At 60.4% G+C, this 18,454-nt stretch carries 14 protein-coding genes and 1 other RNA gene; 5 read left to right on the plus strand and 10 right to left on the minus strand.

Annotated features, from left to right (window positions below; genetic code table 11):
- Positions 1–8 precede the first annotated feature (8 nt).
- Positions 9–2,342 (plus strand): catalase, encoded by a 2,334-nt coding sequence (locus AC1P02_RS17440; protein ID WP_485182760.1) that lies wholly within the window; start codon positions 9–11, stop codon positions 2,340–2,342.
- Between the two features lie 525 nt (positions 2,343–2,867).
- On the opposite strand, the gene AC1P02_RS17445 is transcribed toward AC1P02_RS17440, so the two are convergent.
- Entirely contained in the window at positions 2,868–3,752 is an 885-nt protein-coding gene (locus AC1P02_RS17445; RefSeq protein WP_485185481.1) for a LysR family transcriptional regulator, read from the minus strand.
- 208 nt (positions 3,753–3,960) lie between these two features.
- On the opposite strand from AC1P02_RS17445, the gene AC1P02_RS17450 reads away from it, so the two are divergent.
- The 4 genes from AC1P02_RS17450 to AC1P02_RS17465 all read left to right on the plus strand — a co-directional run bounded on the left by AC1P02_RS17450 (position 3,961) and on the right by AC1P02_RS17465 (position 8,031).
- On the plus strand, positions 3,961–5,097 hold the full coding sequence (locus tag AC1P02_RS17450) for an alpha/beta hydrolase (protein ID WP_485182761.1): 1,137 nt from the start codon (positions 3,961–3,963) through the stop codon (positions 5,095–5,097).
- A 178-nt stretch (positions 5,098–5,275) separates the two neighbouring features.
- Positions 5,276–5,626 carry a cyclophilin-like fold protein gene (locus AC1P02_RS17455; protein ID WP_234576992.1) on the plus strand — a complete coding sequence of 117 codons (351 nt, stop codon included), beginning with the start codon at positions 5,276–5,278 and terminating at the stop codon, positions 5,624–5,626.
- Positions 5,627–5,722: 96 nt separating this feature from the next.
- On the plus strand, positions 5,723–6,847 hold the full coding sequence (locus AC1P02_RS17460; RefSeq protein ID WP_485182762.1) for an MFS transporter: 1,125 nt from the start codon (positions 5,723–5,725) through the stop codon (positions 6,845–6,847).
- A 122-nt stretch (positions 6,848–6,969) separates the two neighbouring features.
- The gene (locus AC1P02_RS17465; protein ID WP_485182764.1) at positions 6,970–8,031 is read left to right on the plus strand and encodes an NAD(P)-dependent alcohol dehydrogenase; all 1,062 of its coding nucleotides are present in this window, start codon (positions 6,970–6,972) and stop codon (positions 8,029–8,031) included.
- A 525-nt stretch (positions 8,032–8,556) separates the two neighbouring features.
- Here the strand turns inward: AC1P02_RS17465 and ffs are convergent.
- The 9 genes from ffs to AC1P02_RS17510 all read right to left on the minus strand — a co-directional run bounded on the left by ffs (position 8,557) and on the right by AC1P02_RS17510 (position 18,286).
- Positions 8,557–8,653: signal recognition particle sRNA small type (gene ffs, locus AC1P02_RS17470), an RNA gene on the minus strand.
- A 101-nt stretch (positions 8,654–8,754) separates the two neighbouring features.
- On the minus strand, positions 8,755–9,543 hold the full coding sequence (locus AC1P02_RS17475; protein WP_485182765.1) for a sulfite exporter TauE/SafE family protein: 789 nt from the start codon (positions 9,541–9,543) through the stop codon (positions 8,755–8,757).
- Between the two features lie 92 nt (positions 9,544–9,635).
- Positions 9,636–11,072 carry an arginine-ornithine antiporter gene (gene arcD, locus AC1P02_RS17480; RefSeq protein ID WP_485182766.1) on the minus strand — a complete coding sequence of 479 codons (1,437 nt, stop codon included), beginning with the start codon at positions 11,070–11,072 and terminating at the stop codon, positions 9,636–9,638.
- Between the two features lie 388 nt (positions 11,073–11,460).
- Positions 11,461–12,222, minus strand: a complete 762-nt coding sequence (locus AC1P02_RS17485) for an SDR family oxidoreductase (RefSeq protein WP_021140246.1) — start codon at positions 12,220–12,222, stop codon at positions 11,461–11,463.
- 69 nt (positions 12,223–12,291) lie between these two features.
- Positions 12,292–13,224 (minus strand): 3-hydroxyisobutyrate dehydrogenase, encoded by a 933-nt coding sequence (gene mmsB / locus AC1P02_RS17490; RefSeq protein WP_485182767.1) that lies wholly within the window; start codon positions 13,222–13,224, stop codon positions 12,292–12,294.
- Positions 13,225–13,301: 77 nt separating this feature from the next.
- Positions 13,302–14,414, minus strand: coding sequence for an enoyl-CoA hydratase/isomerase family protein (locus tag AC1P02_RS17495; protein WP_485182768.1), 1,113 nt, complete (start codon positions 14,412–14,414; stop codon positions 13,302–13,304).
- On the minus strand, positions 14,407–15,204 hold the full coding sequence (locus tag AC1P02_RS17500; protein ID WP_096119405.1) for an enoyl-CoA hydratase: 798 nt from the start codon (positions 15,202–15,204) through the stop codon (positions 14,407–14,409). Before AC1P02_RS17500 ends, AC1P02_RS17495 begins: the two co-directional genes overlap by 8 nt.
- A 298-nt stretch (positions 15,205–15,502) precedes the next feature.
- A complete protein-coding gene (locus AC1P02_RS17505; RefSeq protein ID WP_485182769.1) occupies positions 15,503–16,660 on the minus strand; it encodes an acyl-CoA dehydrogenase family protein in 1,158 nt (385 codons plus the stop codon).
- Positions 16,661–16,774: 114 nt separating this feature from the next.
- Positions 16,775–18,286 (minus strand): CoA-acylating methylmalonate-semialdehyde dehydrogenase, encoded by a 1,512-nt coding sequence (locus AC1P02_RS17510; RefSeq protein WP_413165258.1) that lies wholly within the window; start codon positions 18,284–18,286, stop codon positions 16,775–16,777.
- Between the last annotated feature and the right edge of the window lie 168 nt (positions 18,287–18,454).

Below are 18,454 nucleotides of genomic sequence, written 5' to 3' on the forward strand. Positions count from 1 at the left end.
TGACCCCCATGAAAAAAACGGATCTCAAACTGATGACTGCCAGAAAGCGGCCTAACCGGGCAATAGATCTCTGTCCTCTCGACGCCCTTGCACAACAAGTGGCCGCCATCGAGGCACTGGCCAGATCAATGCCGCGCAACATCAACAAAGACAAGGAGTTCGGCCGTGACAATGCCATATCACCGGCAGCCGGGCAGACGATGGCGCCACAATCCAAACTCGCATCCGCCAGCACCCTCAGCGAATCCAATCTATCGGCCAAGACCGGCGGCAATGAAACGTCCCTCGATCGGGCACGCATCGACTCCACCGATCAGGTGCTGACGACCAACCAGGGTGTCGCCATCGGTGATAACCAGAATTCGCTGAAAGCCGGTCTGCGCGGACCCTCTCTGTTTGAAGACTTCATACTGCGTGAGAAGATCACCCATTTTGACCACGAACGGATCCCTGAGCGCATCGTGCATGCCCGCGGCTCTGCCGCCCATGGATTTTTCGAGGCCTACCAGCCACTGACCGAATTCACCCGCGCGGCCCCCTTCCAGGAAGCAGGCAAGATCACGCCGGTTTTTGTGCGCTTTTCTACCGTCGCCGGTGAACGGGGCTCAGTGGATACGGCGCGCGACGCACGCGGCTTCGCCGTCAAGTTCTACACCGACGAGGGCAACTGGGATCTGGTGGGCAACAACATACCGGTTTTCTTCATACAGGATGCGATGAAGTTCCCGGATCTCATCCATGCCGTGAAACCCGAACCCCATAACGCCATGCCACAGGCGGCATCGGCCCATGACACCTTCTGGGATTTCGTCTCGCTCATGCCGGAGAGCACCCACATGCTGATGTGGGTCATGTCAGACCGGGGTATTCCCCGCAGCTACCGGATGATGCAAGGCTTTGGCGTACACACCTTCCGCCTGATCAATGCAGAAGGCGAATCGCACTTCGTCAAGTTCCACTGGACACCAAAACTGGGCACCCATTCGCTGGTCTGGGATGAGGCGGTCAAGATTGCCGGGGCCGATGCCGACTTCCATCGTCGCGACCTGTGGGATGCCATCGAAGCTGGCGAATACCCCGAATGGGAGCTGGGCCTGCAGATATTCACAGAAGCCCAAGCTGAAAGTTTCAGCTTCGACGTGCTCGATGCCACCAAGCTGATCCCCGAGGAGCTGGTGCCGGTGACACCGGTAGGTCGCATGGTGCTCAACCGCAACCCGGACAATTTCTTCGCCGAAACCGAGCAGGTCGCCTTCTGTACCGCCCATGTGGTGCCGGGCATCGACTTCAGCAACGACCCCTTGCTGGCGGGCCGACTCCACTCCTATGTCGATACCCAGATCACCCGGCTTGGCGGCGCAAACTTCCACGAGATCCCGATCAACTCACCGCTCGCCCCCGTTCACAACAACCAGCGCGATGGTTTGCACCGCCAGACCATCCCCCGTGGCAGGGTCGCCTACGAGCCGAACTCCCTCGGTGGCGGTTGCCCATTCCAGGCTGGTACAGCCGGTTTTGTCTCTTTCCCGCAACCGCTCGAAGGTGACAAGCTGCGCGGTAAGCCAGAGAAGTTTGCCGACCACTACACTCAGGCCGCCCTGTTCTATGAGAGCCAGACCGAGACTGAAAAAGCGCACATCATCGGCGGCTTTCGCTTCGAACTGAGCAAAGTCACTGTGCCAGCCATCCGTGAGCGCATGCTGGCCTCACTGGTCAACGTGTCCGCCGACATGACGGCGAATATCGCTGCCGGCCTTGGCATGGACGTGCCCGAAGCGATGCCGAAGGCGCTGGCGCAATCCGAGCCCCCCGAAGTGCTCAAGTCGCCAGCGCTCTCACTGACAGCGCTGCCCGGCGATGGCGGGATACGTACTCGCAAGGTGGCGATCCTGATTGCCGATGGGGTACACGGCGCATCCATCGTCACGCTTCAGACGGCATTGGTTGCTGCAGGCGCTGTGGTCTGCCTCATCGCACCCCATCTTGGCTCGGTTGAAACTGCCGACGGTGACTTATTGGTCGCAATGGGAACACTGGAAAATTCGCCGCCGGTCCTGTTCGATGCGCTCGTCTTGCCAGATGGTAGCAAGGGGGTAACCCGGTTGGCCGGATACGGACAGGCACAGGAGTTCGTGATCACTCAGTATCGTCATGGCAAGACCATACTGGCCCTCGGCGCCTCGAATGCCCTGCTCGACAAGGCTGGCATCCCAAGCACTCAGCCAGATACGGGTATCTTGCAGGCGAGTATCGATACCCTTGCTGATGGCACAGCCGCCTTTATTGCTGCATTGGGCAAACATCGTCACCCAGTACGGGAGACAAACCCACCCCGCCTATGACAACAGGCCGGGTGTGAACGATTGAGCCTTGGCTCAATGCCGCTTAGGGTAAGAACGGAAGTGCTGTGGATAAGGGATGACGCCAAGCGCTATAAAAGCAAGGCAGCCATCACAGGATTGGATGACGCCATGATGGCGTTGATGCCGCCCCGATCGCCACGCCGATGCTCAGTACCACATCCATCAGTGGATCTAACCTCAGGGGCCTTTGGGCCCCTCTTCTCTGGCGGCGAGCATGCCGACGCTATGGCCTCTCTGCACGTCTCAATGGATATCTCGCCTCATATCGGCATCACTGGATGCCCCATTGGTGTGCCTCAACTGGCAATGCCCCTTGACCGTTCAAGGCAGTCACAACCCTGGGTGTCAGGCTAACTCCCCGCTCCCCTCTCCTTCACCATTTTGAGATAACGACCACACAAGACCGACAAGCCAGGAGCATATGATCTGAACGCTGGGGCAACAGGCTGGGTTTGTGGCAGGTAGAGAGAGGTTGTGACTTATCTACATACTGGATGTCTATTTTCATAATTTTAATACATCAATAACCACTCTTAATGCCGGTGAGACATTCCGGTGGGGATAATAGAGGTACAGACCGGCCAGACGGTGACTATAGGGTTTCAATACCTGAATTAAGGTGCTGCGCTCAAGCTCATCTTTCACCAACTCCTCTGGCACATAGGCCAGCCCCAGCCCCATTTTGGCGGCAGCCGCTTCCATGTAGCTGTCAGAGAAGACCCACTGCCCCTGTGGTCGATGCTTAATCGCCTTGCCCTCCTGCCACAGTTCCCATTGATAGAGGCTGCCATCGGCAAACTGGTAGGCGATACACGGATGTCCCGCCAGATCGGCCGGCGTCTGGGGAAAACCGTATTGAAGAAAATGATCCGGTGTGGCTACCATCACCATCTCCAGATCGGGCGTAATGCGCGCAGCCACCATCCCCTCATCCACCTCATCGCCCAGCCGCACGCCGGCATCAAACCGCTCATCAATGATGTTCACAAAGCGACTTTCACTGATGAGTTCCAGCCGAATATCCGGATAACGCTGCCTGAAGATGGCCAGTTTGGGTAGCAGCACCTTGTCGATGGCATGCTGGCTGGCGTTGATCCGGACCGTGCCTGAAGGTGTGTCACGATAGTGGGCTAGCGTTGCCAGACCCGCATCGAGGGACTGAAAACAACCCTGTGCCGTACGGTACAACTGCTCACCCGCCTGGGTCAGAGAGAGGCTGCGGGTGGTGCGTACTAGAAGTTGCACCCCTAGACGGGCCTCGAGATCCCGAATCGTTCGACTGACCCCGGACTGGGCAAGCCCCAATCTGGCGGCGGCCCTGGTAAAACTCCCTTCCCGAGCGACCAGCATAAAGACGTGGAGATCGTTGTAATTCTCGCGGCCTGTCATCTTGTTCACCCCACTATGTTCCTGTCCGGCACGACCCGAGTTAGATGCGCGTCAGGCACCTTATTCAGAACCTATTCGCATGAATGTTATCAAAAAACCGCCTCTAATCATCATTAATTGTTCTAACTAGAATGTGTGTCGTGGGCCACAAAATCAGCCCCCACCATCAGGACCACGCATCAGAAATCCGATTTAGAGGAACTTTGCCATGAATGTTCTCCCCAAAAAACTGACCGCCATCGCGTCTGCCCTGCTGCTGGGTGCAGCATTAACCGGAGTCTCCACAATGAGTGATGCCCAGACCACCAACCCCACTGAACCAGTTTCCATGGTGACCCAATGGGACAAGACCTTTGCCCAGAGCAACAAGGTTGATCATCGCAAAGTCACCTTCAAGAACCGTTACGGCATCACCCTGGTGGCTGACCTCTATCTTCCGAAAAACCGGGATGACGCCAAGCTGGCGGCCATTGCCCTGAGCGGCCCGTTTGGTGCGGTGAAAGAGCAGTCGAGCGGTCTGTATGCCCAGACCCTGGCCGAGCGTGGCTTTGTCACGTTGGCGTTTGACCCCTCTTACACCGGTGAAAGTGGCGGTCAACCGCGCGATGTGGCCTCGCCAGACATCAACACCGAAGATTTCAGCGCAGCCGTCGATTTCCTCGGCCTGCAAAAAGAGGTCGACCGCAACCGTATCGGTCTGCTGGGGGTTTGCGGTTGGGGCGGCATGGCCCTCAATGCCGCCGCTGGCGACACCCGCATCAAGGCGGTGGCGACCAGTGTGATGTATGACATGAGCCGGGCTATTGGGCACGGTGTGGGCGATGGCAAGGATCGCTACACCACTGCCGATCGCCGCGCGGTGCTGACATACCTGAATGAACAACGCTGGAAAGACGCGGAAAGTGGCGCCTATGCCCACGGTAACCACGACCTCTATGTCGATGAGAAGGGCAATGTCACGGCCGCCGCCCGCACTCTTCCAGAGGCGCTGCCGGACAACCCGCATCCGGTGCTCAAGGAATTCTTCGATTACTACCGTGTTCCGCGCGGCTTCCACGTCCGCTCGGTGAACTCCAACGGGGCCTGGACCACCACAATGCCGTTGTCGTTCATGAATATGCCGCTGCTGAGCTATGCCAGCGAAATCGCCATTCCCACCCTGATCGTGACCGGTGAGCAGGCCCACTCTCGCTATTTTGCCGAAGATGCCTTCAAGGCCGTTGGCAGCCAGCAAAAAGAGCTGGTCGTCGTGCCAGGCGCCAATCATGTCGACCTGTATGACAACAAGGCCGGCAAGATCCCGTTTGCCAAGTTCGAGCAGTTCTTCAAGACCAACCTGAAGTAAGCGTCGAAAACGCGGCGAGCTCTTCGCCGCATTTTCTCATCGGTTACTACGCCACCTTTCGCGCCACATTGAGAGAAGAGCAATGACCATAGGAAAGTTCGCCAGCGCGATGACCCTATCGCTGGTGATGACCAGCACAGCAGCCACAAGTACTGAGGATCAGAACAGGACAGAGAGCATGAACATCAAGATGACGATAGCCGGCCAGATCATCACGGCCACCCTGGAAGAGAGTCACAGCGCACGGGACTTTTTTGCCATGCTCCCCCTGACGCTGCCCCTTGAGGATTACGCTGGCACGGAGAAGATTGCCTATCTGCCACGCAAATTGACAACGCAGGACGCCCCAAAGGGCATAGACCCGGATGCGGGGGATATCACCTATTACGCCCCCTGGGGCAATCTGGCGATCTTCTATCGGGATTTTGGCTATTCAACCGGACTGATCAAGCTGGGGCGCATTGAATCGGGTCTCACCCACCTTACCACCACCCCGTCCGCCAGCATCACGATTGAAGCGATCGAATAATCCCATGTTTTACTTTCAGGTCATGTCATGAACGCAACATCGCTATCATCACACACACCCGCTGTCGTCAGCGAACACTGGTCTGCGGTTGCCGCAATGTCACTGTGCGTGGCACTGCTCATTGCCGCCGAGTTCATGCCAGTCAGCCTGCTGACACCGATTGCCACAGACCTTGGTGCCAGCAACGGCATGGCTGGTCTTGCCATTTCCATTTCCGGTCTGTTTGCCGTCCCAACCAGTCTGCTCATCGCCCCCCTCTCTCATAGACTGGATCGGCGCCATGTGCTCATGGGGCTGGCCACTCTGATGCTGACCTCTCTGGTCGTTATTGCCCTGAGCCCCAACTTTGCCGTGCTGATGGTGGCGCGCGCTCTGCTCGGGGTCGTCATCGGCGGTTTTTGGGCACTGGCAACTGCCACCATCATGCGGCTGGTCTCCAGCCAATCCGTCCCCAAAGCGCTGGGGATCATGTATACCGGCAATGCAGTCGCGACTGCTTTTGCGGCCCCCATTGGCAGTTACCTGGGCGGACTGATCGGCTGGCGAGGCGTGTTCTGGCTGCTGGTGCCGTTGGTAGTGATCAACCTGCTGTGGATGGCACTTTGCCTGCCTTCCATGCGCTCCCAAGCGCGCCCGCACAGCGCATTTCGCCTGATGCGCAGACCCAACGTCGCCATTGCCATCATGGGCGTGACGCTGACCTTTGCCGGAGCCTTCAGTGCCTTTACCTATTTTCGCCCCTTCCTGGAGACACGCACCCAGGTCGACCTGCCACAACTCTCGGCGCTGCTGCTGGCTTTGGGGCTGGCCGGTTTTGTCGGCACCACAGCGGTAAGCTTGCTGCTGCGCCGTCATCTTTACCGGATGCTGCGCTGGTTGCCGCTGGTGCTAGGCGTTATCACCCTGGCGCTGCTGGCGGTGGAGCATCACTTCTGGAGTGTGGCCCTGATGCTGATCCTCTGGGGCGCCCTTAACTCCGCCATTCCGGTCGCCTGGTCAGCCTGGATCACCCAGGGCATCGCAGATTCACCCGAGAGCGGTGGAGGCCTGATGGTGGCAGCTATTCAGCTGGCGATCACGTTGGGGGCTGCAGTGGGGGGATGGTTACTGGATTCCCTCTCTATCAGTGCCACCTTTATGGGCAGTGCCCTGTTACTTGCCGCTGCCTCTCTGGTAGTCGGCAATGGCAGGCGGCTCAGGCCCGCCATGCCTGGCCAGTAAGTGGATCAATCCGCGAGCAAATCCATTCGTCGTCACACAGTGCAACCGCGCCTGCACCTGGCGCCCCCAGAGGGCACAAGCCGGCCAAGCCAGCATCCGATGCCAATTCACAGGAGACAACCATGATCAAGTCCGTTAAAGCCTATGCCGCCACCTCGGCAACGGCGCCACTGGCGCTGCATCCCATCACTCGCCGGCAACTGCGCCCAGATGATGTGGAGATCGACATTCTCTACTGTGGCGTCTGCCACTCAGATCTGCACACCGCCCGCAATGATTGGGGCTGGAGCAGCTATCCCATCGTGCCGGGCCATGAAATCATCGGCCGAGTGATTGCCGTCGGCAGCCAGGTTAGCAAATTTAAGGTGGGCGATCGGGTCGGAGTGGGTTGCATGGTCGACTCTTGCGGCCATTGCGATGCCTGCGCCGACGGCCATGAGCAGCACTGCCGCGACAGCGCAACCTACACCTATGGTGCGCCCGATCGCATCGACGGCAGCCTGACCCAGGGCGGCTACGCCGAGAAGGTGGTGGTCAAAGAGGCGTTTGTGGTGCGCATCCCCGATAACCTCGCATTGCAGGCAGCCGCGCCGCTGCTGTGCGCTGGTATCACCACCTGGTCACCGCTCAAAAACGCCCGGGTTGGCCCCGGCAGTCGTGTTGCCGTCGTAGGGCTGGGTGGTTTGGGGCACATGGCCATCAAGCTGGCCAAGGCGTTGGGCGCGGAAGTGACTCTGTTTACCCGCTCCATCGGCAAGGAAGAGGATGCCTATCGTCTCGGTGCCGATCGGGTGGTGATCTCGACCGATGTCACGCAGATGGCTGTGGTGGCAGGCCACTTTCACCTGATCGTCGATACAGTGCCCTACGTGCATGACATCAACGCTTACATCCCGACACTGCGCTTCAAGGGGTCTTTGGTACTGGTGGGCTATCTTGGCCCGCTCGAGCCGACGCTCAACACCATGCCCATGGTGATTGGCGGCAAGGCAGTAGCGGCTTCCATGATCGGTGGTATTGCGGCAACCCAGGAGATGCTCGATTTTTGCGGTGAGCACAACATCGTATCGGATGTTGAAGTGATCGCCATGCAGGAGATCAACGACGCCTACGAGCGCATGCTCAAAAGCGACGTGAAGTACCGCTTCGTGATCAACATGGCCACCCTCAAGGCACAAGCCTGATCAGGCCGGCCGGCCCACGTTGACAAGGGCCGGCTTCTTTTCTTTGAAGAAAGAGAGCTCCCCATGATGAAACAGTGGCTATTACCGCCGGCGTCATAGTGATGAACCTCGTTTCCCACTCTCTGGGCATGTGAGTTGACCGGTTGCTCGAGGTGCTCAAGGACGACAGGCATACTCCTCCAGCGCGTGCAGCAGCACATGCAGCGCGGCGTCGCTGGCAAAGGCGGCGAGAAGATGATCGATGGTGGCACGCACTCGCGGTGCCATCAGGACACTGTGCGGGTATTGCTGAATCGCCCCAGTTTTTCACGTGAAACGAGTCTGTCCCGAGTACGGAGAGATTTCTTGACGTTTTTGCGGCGACCACACGAAAGAACGGTCACTTTGCGGTAATACCAGATGCCGTGGGGGTTGAGCCAGGGATTTACTTTGAAGACTCCTGATCCATCCACACAAAGTGGATTACCAAGAGGTATGCAGGGGGCTATTAGGTGTGAATTATTGTATTGCAGAAACAGGTGGTGGCCCCACCAGCCACATCCCGGCACTCGAGTCCCCCGCCTTGGCTGCTACCTTCCGGTCCTGACCAGGTTGACGAGTTATCAATGCGAGAGGACCAATGGGACCACCGGCGAGGAGAATAGCAAAGTCCCATTTCATTGCAATGGCTTTCTGCCTGCGGGCGTACCGTTTGCCTTATTTTTCAACAATCTGCCGAATGAGTCAGCTAAACAGCATGAATTTCGCCCCGACCAGCAACATCAGCAGGGCGAAAGCCTGCTTGAGCCGCTTGGGAGAAAGTCGATGTGCCAGCCTGGCGCCCACCCGGGCAAACTGGGTGCTGGTGAGCACTATGCCGAGCAGGGCGGGCAGATAGATGAAACCGACACTCCACTCGGGCAAGTCCGCATGGCCCCAGCCGGCGTAGAGGTAGCTGAGGCTGCCCGCCAGCGCTATGGGCATGCTGCAGGCCGCAGAGGCTGCAACCGCGTTGCGCATCGGTACGCTGTTCCAGCAGAGATAAGGCACTGTCAGCGAGCCGCCGCCGATGCCGAACAGTGCCGACATCCAGCCGATGAGGGTGCCCGCTATGCCGGTTCCCACCGGGCCGGGCAGATGGCGCTCCGCCTTTGGCTTGAGGTTGAGCCCCATCTGCAATGCCATGGCCCAGGCGAAACAGCCGATGATGACATTGAGGGTGCCGGCACTGAGCTGGTTGGCGGTCATGCCACCGAGCCAGGCGCCAATCAACATGCCGACACCGAGGCGCCGTATCATCACCCAGTCGACTGCACCTGCCTCTTGGTGAGCCCGCAGCGAGCTGAAACCGGTGAAGATCATGGTGGGCAACGAGGTGCCAAGCGCCAGATGGGTGATGATGTCGGGCTCAAATCCCATGGCCCTGAAGCTCACCACCAGTACGGGCACTATGATAAGACCGCCGCCAATGCCGAACAGTCCCGCCAGCATGCCAGCAAACGCGCCCAGCAACAGATAACCCATAAACAGCATAAACATTCCTTCCCGAGGCAGCGCAGTGGCCCCAAGGCCAACACGCGCATAAAAAAAGAGATGGCCCTTGGGCCATCTCTTCATTGTGCCGGTTAACTCAAGGGAATGGTACCGTCCATCACCTTGTAGAAGGCCAGTACGGCGCACCCGAGCAGGGCCGCCGTCATCCCCTGCTCCAGTCGATTGAGGCCGCGCAACCCGTGGTGTTGGCGCGCCTTCCAGTAGATGAAGATGCCCGGGCTGTAGAGCAGCGCCACCAGCAGCAGGTACTCCACACCGGCGGCATAGACCAGCCAGCAGCCATAAGTCGTGGCCACCAGGGCCAGCAGCAGGTCACGCTTGCGCTGATGGGGTTGACCCTCGTAGGTCTCTCCCTTCATTGCCAGCTTGAGGCCATAGGCACCGGAGAAGACGTAGGGCACCAGCGCCGCCGAGGTGGCGATGTTGACCAGCGCCAGATAGGTGCTGCTCTGGAAGTAGATGATGATCAGGAAGATCTGCACCAGACAGGTGGAACACCAGAGCGACACCTGCGGCGAGCCGTTCTTGTTCTCCTTGGCAAACCAGCTGGGGAAGACACCTGTCTTGCCGGCTATGTAAGGTACTTCCGCTGCCAGCACTGTCCAGCTAAGCAAGGCCCCCATCACGGAGATCACCAGACCTATGTTGATGAGCCAGGCGCCCCAGGGACCCAGCACTTTTTCAAGGATCATGGCGGTGGAGGGATTCTTGAGCTGGGCCAGTTCCGGCTGACTCATGACCCCCAGGGAGAACAGGGTCACCATGACATAGAGCGTCAGGGCGCCGAGCAGCGCCAGCACGGTGGCACGGCCCACGTCCTTGCGGTGACGGGCACGGGCAGAGACCACCACAGCCCCTTCGATGCCGATGAAGACCCAGAGCGTCACCTTCATGGTGGACTTGACCTGATCCATCACGGATCCCAGCTCCACGTTGTCGTGGCCCCAGATATCCAGGGTGAAGGTCTGCATGTTGAAGGCGAGCAGTATGGCGACGCAGAACACGATGAGCGGCACCATCTTGGCGATGGTGGTGATGATGTTCACCAGAGCGGCGACCTGGATCCCGCGCAGCACCAGCGCATGCACCGACCAGATCAGGATGGAGGCCAGTATGATGGCCACCGGCGTGTTGCCGTCACCGAAGATAACGTTGTCCGGCGTGTCAAAGAAGTAGCTCAGGGCGCTGAACACGACGATGGCATAGGAGACGTTGGCCAGCAGCTGACAGAGCCAGTAACCCCAGGCGGCGTTGAAACCGATGAAATCGCCGAAACCGGCCTTGGCGTAACTGAAGATACCGCCATCGAGATCCGGGCGGCGCATGGAAAGATTCTGGTAAACCAGCGCGAGGCAGATCATGCCCAGACCCGTGATGACCCAACCCAGGGCAACGGCCCCGGCACTGGCATGAGCGGCAATATTTTGTGGCAGACTGAAGACCCCGGCGCCGACCATGGAGCCGATCACCAGCGAGATGAGGGCGCCAAGCCCTAGTTTCTTGTCCATCTCAATCCTGTTTGATTAGGCGGCGGCAGAGCGTCCGTATTCATACTGCGCGCAATATGGGAGGGGCGAAAAATCCGTACCCCGTGAAAAAGGCGGCAACTATATTGCATGACTATTCCGACCGCAATCCCTCGTACCGTCAATCATGCCCCGTCTTGACCGCGCGCAATTTTACAGTACTGACCCCGAGTGCCTGTGAGCTGGTTCAAATTAAGAAAGACCCGTTGATATTTCACATTTTTCCATGACCTGGCCCCCGTTTTTCCGGATCAGACCTGCATGGGCATGCAGATGACCATCAGCGCCGCCGGGCCGGCCCGCGAGTCAAACGCACAATAAAAATGCCCCTGTACCAGCGGCCAGGGGCATCTAGTGGTGGGCGACAAAACTAGAGTCTCAGGCCACCGTCGAGCTCTATCATACGGCCCGACAGATAGTCATTGGCGAGAATAAAAAGCACGGTGTCGGCCAGCTGGTGCGCCTTCCCCAGGGTGCCAACCGGAATGGCCTGCTGCATGCGGGCCATTGCCTCCGGTTTCATCGCCGCCGTCATGTCGGTGGCAAACACGCCGGGGGCTATGCCCATCACCCGAATGCCGTGGCGAGCCAGCTCCCGCCCCCAGGTCACCACCAGAGAGGCCACTCCCGCCTTGCTGGCGGCATAGTTGCTCTGGCCCATGTTGCCGGCACGGGCAATGGAGGAGATGTTGACGATGACCCCCCCCTGCCCCCCCTGGGCCATCAGGGCCGCCCCTTCACGACCACAGAGGAAGGTGCCGGTCAGGTTGACGTCGATGACGGCCTGCCACTGGGCCAGACTCATCTTCTCCACCAGCACGCCCTCTTTCACCTTGATCAGCATGCCGTCCCGCAGGATACCGGCGCAGTTGATGAGGCCATGCAAGGCACCGAGTTGCTCTTTGATGGCACTAAAGGTCGCCTCAACCTCGGCTTCGCTCGCCACGTTGCAGACGAACAGGGTGCATTGACCATCGTGACTGCGCACCTCGGCTTCGGTCACCTCCAAATCCGCACGATTCACATCGATCAACGCCAGTACGGCGCCCTGACTGGCCAGACTGAGGGCAATGGCCCGACCGAGCCCCCGCCCCGCGCCCGTGACGGCGATGACCTTCTGCTTGATATCCATGGGTACTCCTTGCCAGTTTGTCTGGCCATACATGATTGGGTGAATGAGTTGAGAGCAGAGCACCCGAGATCAACCGGCTTTGGACTGATCCCGCATTTTATCCAGATAGAGCTCGACGATGCTGGAGAAATCCTTGCTCTCCTGGCCCTGGCTTGCGTGCAGGTTGAACAGGTTGCGGGCAAGCGCCCCCATGGGGACGGCGCTGTGGGCATGTTCGGCCAGCGCCATCGCCAACCCCAAGTCTTTGACCATCAATCGGGTCATAAAGCCCCCCTGATAGTTGCGGGCGGCGGGCACGTTCTCCATCACGCCAGGCCAGGGGTTGTAACGCTCCAGGCTCCAGTTGTTGCCCGAGCTCTTGCCCATGATGGTGGAGAGCACACTCGGATCCAGCCCCTCCTTCACCCCGAGCGCCAGCGCCTCGGCGGTGCCCGCCATGTGGATGGCGAGCAGCATGTTGTTGCACATCTTGGCGATCTGGCCAGCCCCCAGCGCCCCGGCATGGAACAGGTTCTGCCCCATGTGGGCCAGAATGGGGCTGGCCGCCTCGAAATCCGCCAGTTCACCACCGACGATGAAGCTGAGGGTCCCTGCGCTCGCCCCCGCCACGCCACCCGAAACGGGGGCATCGACAAAGCGAATGCCCCGCGCCTTCGCCACTTCCCCCACCTGGCGGGCCGACGCCACATCTATGGTGGAGCAGTCGATCACCAGGGCCCCCGCTGGCAAGGCTGCCAGCATATCCTGTCCGCCCCTCTCTCCTGCACTCTCGCCGAGCCAGAGCGCGCGTACATGCTCACCGGCGGGCAGCATGCTGATGACCACCTCACAATCGGCCACCGCCTCGCGGGCATCCCCGGCGGCGATACAGCCAGCCGCAATCGCCTTGGCGACACTCTCCGGCATCAAGTCAAATACCCGGACCCCGTGCCCCGCCCTGGCCAGATTGGCGGCCATGGGCCCCCCCATGTTGCCCAGCCCGATAAATCCAATCCTTGTCATCTCGTTTGCTCCTTGCCGTGCTGGCTCTCCAGCAACCTGTGTCCGTTCATCCGCCCTGATGCCTTCCCGTCGAAGGCTTAAGGCGCCAGAGGGTTTTTCCCTTCGGGCCAGCGATAGAAAGCATCCAGCCAGTCAGTGCCAGCTTGCGGCGCCTGCCACCGGGGGGACTTGTCCTTGTCGATGAGCAGTGCCCGCACCCCTTCCACAAAATCCCCTTTCAACACGCAATTGACCGACAGCGCCAGCTCATCGGCAAACACCTCGGCCAGCGACTGGCGGCGCGCCTGCCAGTACTGGCGCCACAGGATGGCACAGCTGATAGGGCTGCCACTGCGACATGTTTCGCGGGCCTGCGCCAGGCTCCCTTCCCCCTGCTCGGGATCAAAGCTGGCATCAAACACGCTGTCCAACACCCCTTGCAGGGTGCGCCCGGCCAGCAGGGCGTCAATTTTGGCCCTGTGGGGCAAGAGCACAGGCGCTGGCAGCTTTTTGTCTGCCTCTGCCTGCAAGTCCCTCAACAGCTGATCGATCTGCTCGCGGGGCGCCTGGCTGCCACACCAGTCCAACCCGGCCAGGCGAGGCAACAAGGCTGCACGCTCACTGCTGGCGATGGCGTGATCCGCCAGCCCCAGGCCAATGGCATCCGCGCCGTTGAAACGGGCGCCGGTCAGACCGAGCCAGAGCCCGAGTCGCCCCAGCATACGGCTCAAAAACCAGCTGGCCCCCACATCCGGATAGAGGCCGATCGTCACTTCCGGCATGGCGAACAGGCTCTTCTCGGTCACCACCCGAAAATCGGCACCGGCGAACAGGCCTATGCCGCCCCCCATGCAGATGCCATCCGCCACGCAGATGAGGGGCTTGCCGTAGCGGTGGATATGGTGGTCGAGCCGATACTCCTGCTCAAAGAAATCCCGCGCATAGCCAAACAGCGCCTGCTCGCTCTCCTCCTGTTTGCAGTAATAGAAGGAGCGGATGTCACCGCCGGCGCAAAATGCCTTCTCGCCGGCCCCTTGCAACAGCACGCAGACCACGCCGGGATCCTGCTCCCAGCGCGTGAGCTCGCGCTGCAGAGCCTGGATCATCGGCAGGCTCAGGGCATTGAGAGACGCAGGGCTGTCCAGGGTCAAGACGCCGATATGATGGCCGTCCGCCGTGGGATGGGTCTCTATGCGTACCGATTCACTCATTCGTCACTCCATTGGATTTTTCATACTGCCAGCGGGGTGGGCGCTTCTCCAGGAAGGCCGCCACCCCTTCACGCTGGTTGGCGTCTGCAAACAGCTCGAGAAACAGGGATCGCTCCAGCGGCAAGGCGGCATCACGATGGCCGCTGCGCCCCTGATTGATAAGGGTCTTGCAGGCGCGCAGGGCGCTCGGGCTCTGACGCTCCACCAACTGGGCCATCTGGTGCGCCGCGTCCCAGGCGTGCCCTTCTTTGACCACCTCCTCCACCAGCCCCATCTCATAGGCCAGGGTGGCGCTGACCTTCTCGCCGCACAAGATCATGCGCTTGGCCCAGCCAGGCCCCACCAGCTCTGTGAGCCGCTGGGTGCCACCGGCGCAGGGCAGCAAGCCCACGGACGCTTCCGGCAACCCAAGCTTGGCTTGCAGCTCGGCGATGCGGATGTCGCAGGCCAGCGCCACTTCCAGCCCGCCGCCCATGGCGTAACCATTGATGGCGGCTATGCTGACGCCATGAAAACGCGCCAGCGCCTCGAAGGCATGACCAAAGGCCTCGGCTACCTCGCGAGCATGGTCCAGATCGCCATCGGCAAACATCTTGAGATCGGCGCCGGCGCAGAAGAACTTGTCCCCCGCCCCGCGGATCACCAGAGCCACCACATCGGGGCGACTGTCGAGCTCCACCATCATCTGCAAGAAGGCCTGCAAGCTGGCCAGGGTCCAGGTGTTGGCGGGCGGATGGTCGAGGGTGATATAGGCCACGTGACCGTGATATTCGAGCCTGATCCTTGTCATTGCATTGTCCTTGTGAATGAGACTGCCCCATGATGACAGGGTTGAATGGAGCCAACCTTCGGCTGGCTCACAAAGCCTGATGACGTCTCGGAGGCAGATAATATGTTACGCCAGCGACAGGCCGGGCTTCGCCAGCAAGCGGCAGACGATGCACAATCCCATCACCTGCCCTGGCATCGTCCTGGCAATGGTGCCTGTCCCCTTACTCCAGCGACAGACCAGAGTCTGCCAGCAGGCGACGGGCGATGATCAGCCACATCACCTGCCTTGGCGCTCTCCAGGAAAAGCGGCGCCCCCCTTACTCCAGTGACAGACCGGGATCCGCCAGCAGGCGGCGGGCGATGATCAACCGCATCACCTCGTTGGTGCCTTCCAGAATGCGATGTACCCGGGTATCGCGCAGGTAGCGCTCAAGCGGATACTCGCGGATATAACCATAGCCGCCAAAGAGTTGCAGAGCCTCGTCACAGACGCGATAACCCACGTCGGTGGCAAAACGCTTGGCCATGGCACACCAGGCGCTCTTGTCCGGACTGCCTCTGTCCAGCTTGTCGGCAGCCTGGCGTACCATCAGGCGTGCTGCCGCCAGCTCGGTGGCCATGTCGGCGAGGCGAAACTGCACGCTCTGGAATTCGCTGATGGGGTGGCCAAACTGCTGGCGCTGCTGCACATAGCGCAGTGCATCGTCCAGCGCCTGCTGGGCTGTACCCACAGAGCAGGTGGCGATGTTGATGCGCCCGCCATCCAGCGCCTGCATGGCGAACTTGAAGCCTTCCCCCTCCTGCCCCAGTCGATAGCTGGCGGGAATGCGCACCCCGTTGAAGGCCACCTCCCGGGTCGGCTGACTGTTCCAGCCCATCTTCTCCTCCGCCTTGCCGTAGACAATCCCCTCACTACCGGCGGGCACCATGAAGGCGGAGATCCCCTTGGCCCCGTCACCTCCAGTGCGAGCCATCACCACCAGCACATCCGTGCTGCCCGCCCCCGAGATGAACACCTTGCTGCCGTCGATGAGGTAGTCCTCGCCGTCACGCACCGCACGAGTCTTGAGGGCCGCCGCATCTGAGCCAGCACCGGGCTCGGTCAGGCAATAAGAGCCCAGCAGTTCGCCGCTGGCGAGCCTGGGCACCCACTCCTCGGCAACTGCGGCAGCCAGCCAGCTGCCCAGCATCCAGCTAACCATGTTGTGGATGGTCAGATAAGCCGTGGTGGAGGTGCAGCCCATGGCGAGGCGCTCAAAAATCAGGCTGGCATCGAGCCGAGGCAGACCGAGCCCGCCGTACTGTTCCTGGGTATAGAGGCCGCAAAAGCCGAGCGCCGCCGCCTGCTTGATGGTGGGGATGGGAAACTCGTGATCTCTGTCCCAGCGGGCGGCATGGGGTTTGAGCGCCTCATTGGCAAAGGCGGTGGCCGCCTCGACATAAGCCTGTTGATCCTCGGTCAGGGTAAAGTCCATCTTGTCCGCTTCCTTGTATCCTTTGTCTGTTGTCTCTGTGGCCCGCGCTCAACTCAGGCTGATGTCAGGTTCGCGCCGGTCGGCATTGCCAAGTCCTGTATCTTTTCGCCCCCCTTAACGCAGGCTGATGGTCATATTGGGGCCTGTGGGGATATCCTCGTCGAACCAGCGCTCAGTCACCGTCTTGGTCTCGGTATAGAAGCGCACCGCCTGCTTGCCGTAGGCGTGCAGATCCCCGTAAAAAGAGCCACGCCAGCCGGTGAAGGAGAAAAATGGCAACGGCACCGGAATGGGCACGTTGATCCCCACCTGACCCACGGCCACCTCGTGGCGAAACTTGCGGGCCGCAGCGCCGCAGCCAGTGAAGATGGCGGTACCGTTGCCGTAGGGGTTGGTGTTGATGAGGGTCAGCGCTTCGTCCAGATTGTCTACTTCCAGGCAGGCGAGCACAGGGCCGAAAATCTCCTCTTTATAAATTCGCATCTCGGGCGTCACGCCGCGAAACAGGGTCGGCCCCACCCAGTTGCCCACCGGATAGCCCGCCACATCGCAGAAGCGGCCATCGAGCAGGCACTCGGCCCCCTCCTTGATCCCCGCCTCGATGAGGCCCTCTACCCTGACTTTCGCCTCCGGGCTGATGAGGGGACCATAGGCCGCCTCGGGATCGTGCCAGACCCCGGGCCTTACCTTGGCAAACTCGGCGGCAAGCTCGGGGATCCAGTCGCGGGCACTGCCGACAAACACGGCCACACTGATGGCCATGCAGCGTTGACCGGCCGCGCCAACGCCGGCCCCCACCAGGTTGCTCAACACCTGCCCCCTGTTGGCATCCGGCATGATCACCATGTGGTTCTTGGCACCGACAAAGCACTGGGCCCGTTTGAGATGTTCGGTGGCGGTGCGATAGACGTGAGCCCCGACCCGGGCAGAGCCGACGAAGCTGACCGCCTTCACATCGGGATGACACAGCAGCGCATCCACCTGCTCGGCGCCGCCGTGTACAACGGAGAGGATGCCTTTGGGGGCTCCCGCCTCGGTGAACAGCTCGGCCAGCCGCATGGGGGTAAGCGGATCCTGCTCGGAAGGCTTGAGCACGAAGCCGTTGCCGCAGGCTACCGCCAGCGGGAACATCCACAGGGGTATCATGGCGGGGAAGTTGAACGGTGTGATGCCGACACAGACCCCCAGCGGCTGCACCCAGGAGTGGCCATCGACCCTGCGCGCCACGTTGCCCATTGTCTCCCCCATGGTCTGACTGGCGATGCCACAGGCCTGCTCCACCACCTCGATGCCGCGCCACACATCCCCCCTGGCATCCGCCAGATTCTTGCCGGTCTCCTGGGCCAGCAGGGAGGCCAGCTCATCGTGATGGGCTTTAAGCAGATGCTGGTAGTTGAACATGACCCGCGCCCGCTCGGGGGCGGGCACATCCCGCCACAGCAGATAGGCGTCGTGAGCGCTGCGCACCGCGCGCTCCACCTCGGCCGGGGTCGCTTTGGGCACGCGTGCCAGCAGGCTCTGATCCGCCGGATTGGTCACCTCGATCCACGCCTCGCTTGTGGAAGCACAGGCCTCGCCACCGATATAAAGCGGCACATCACCGTACTGGGTCTGATGGTTGCTCATGCCCTGCTCTCCTTGCTGGCAGGCTGCAATGGATATTGGCTTGTCATGCCGCTCACTCCTTGAGGTCGGTTGATGGAGGGGGACGAGCCACCTTGCAGCCGCCACCCGACAAATTTACCTTAGACTAACAATCAATTTACGTTTACGCTAACGTAAACTTAACTCACA

Source organism: Aeromonas sp. TS_SC_11 (assembly GCF_057318915.1).

Excerpts from the sequence above, each read along its gene's own strand:
- AC1P02_RS17465 (WP_485182764.1), top strand. The coding sequence starts at position 6,970 with ATGATCAAGTCCGTTAAAGCCTATGCCGCCACCTCGGCAACGGCGCCA.
- AC1P02_RS17460 (WP_485182762.1), top strand. The coding sequence starts at position 5,723 with ATGTCACTGTGCGTGGCACTGCTCATTGCCGCCGAGTTCATGCCAGTC.
- arcD (WP_485182766.1), bottom strand. The coding sequence starts at position 11,072 with ATGGACAAGAAACTAGGGCTTGGCGCCCTCATCTCGCTGGTGATCGGC.
- AC1P02_RS17495 (WP_485182768.1), bottom strand. The coding sequence starts at position 14,414 with ATGAGTGAATCGGTACGCATAGAGACCCATCCCACGGCGGACGGCCAT.
- AC1P02_RS17440 (WP_485182760.1), top strand. The coding sequence starts at position 9 with ATGAAAAAAACGGATCTCAAACTGATGACTGCCAGAAAGCGGCCTAAC.
- AC1P02_RS17475 (WP_485182765.1), bottom strand. The coding sequence starts at position 9,543 with ATGCTGTTTATGGGTTATCTGTTGCTGGGCGCGTTTGCTGGCATGCTG.
- mmsB (WP_485182767.1), bottom strand. The coding sequence starts at position 13,224 with ATGACAAGGATTGGATTTATCGGGCTGGGCAACATGGGGGGGCCCATG.
- AC1P02_RS17505 (WP_485182769.1), bottom strand. The coding sequence starts at position 16,660 with ATGGACTTTACCCTGACCGAGGATCAACAGGCTTATGTCGAGGCGGCC.
- AC1P02_RS17500 (WP_096119405.1), bottom strand. The coding sequence starts at position 15,204 with ATGACAAGGATCAGGCTCGAATATCACGGTCACGTGGCCTATATCACC.
- AC1P02_RS17485 (WP_021140246.1), bottom strand. The coding sequence starts at position 12,222 with ATGGATATCAAGCAGAAGGTCATCGCCGTCACGGGCGCGGGGCGGGGG.
- AC1P02_RS17450 (WP_485182761.1), top strand. The coding sequence starts at position 3,961 with ATGAATGTTCTCCCCAAAAAACTGACCGCCATCGCGTCTGCCCTGCTG.
- AC1P02_RS17455 (WP_234576992.1), top strand. The coding sequence starts at position 5,276 with ATGAACATCAAGATGACGATAGCCGGCCAGATCATCACGGCCACCCTG.
- AC1P02_RS17510 (WP_413165258.1), bottom strand. The coding sequence starts at position 18,286 with ATGAGCAACCATCAGACCCAGTACGGTGATGTGCCGCTTTATATCGGT.
- AC1P02_RS17445 (WP_485185481.1), bottom strand. The coding sequence starts at position 3,752 with ATGACAGGCCGCGAGAATTACAACGATCTCCACGTCTTTATGCTGGTC.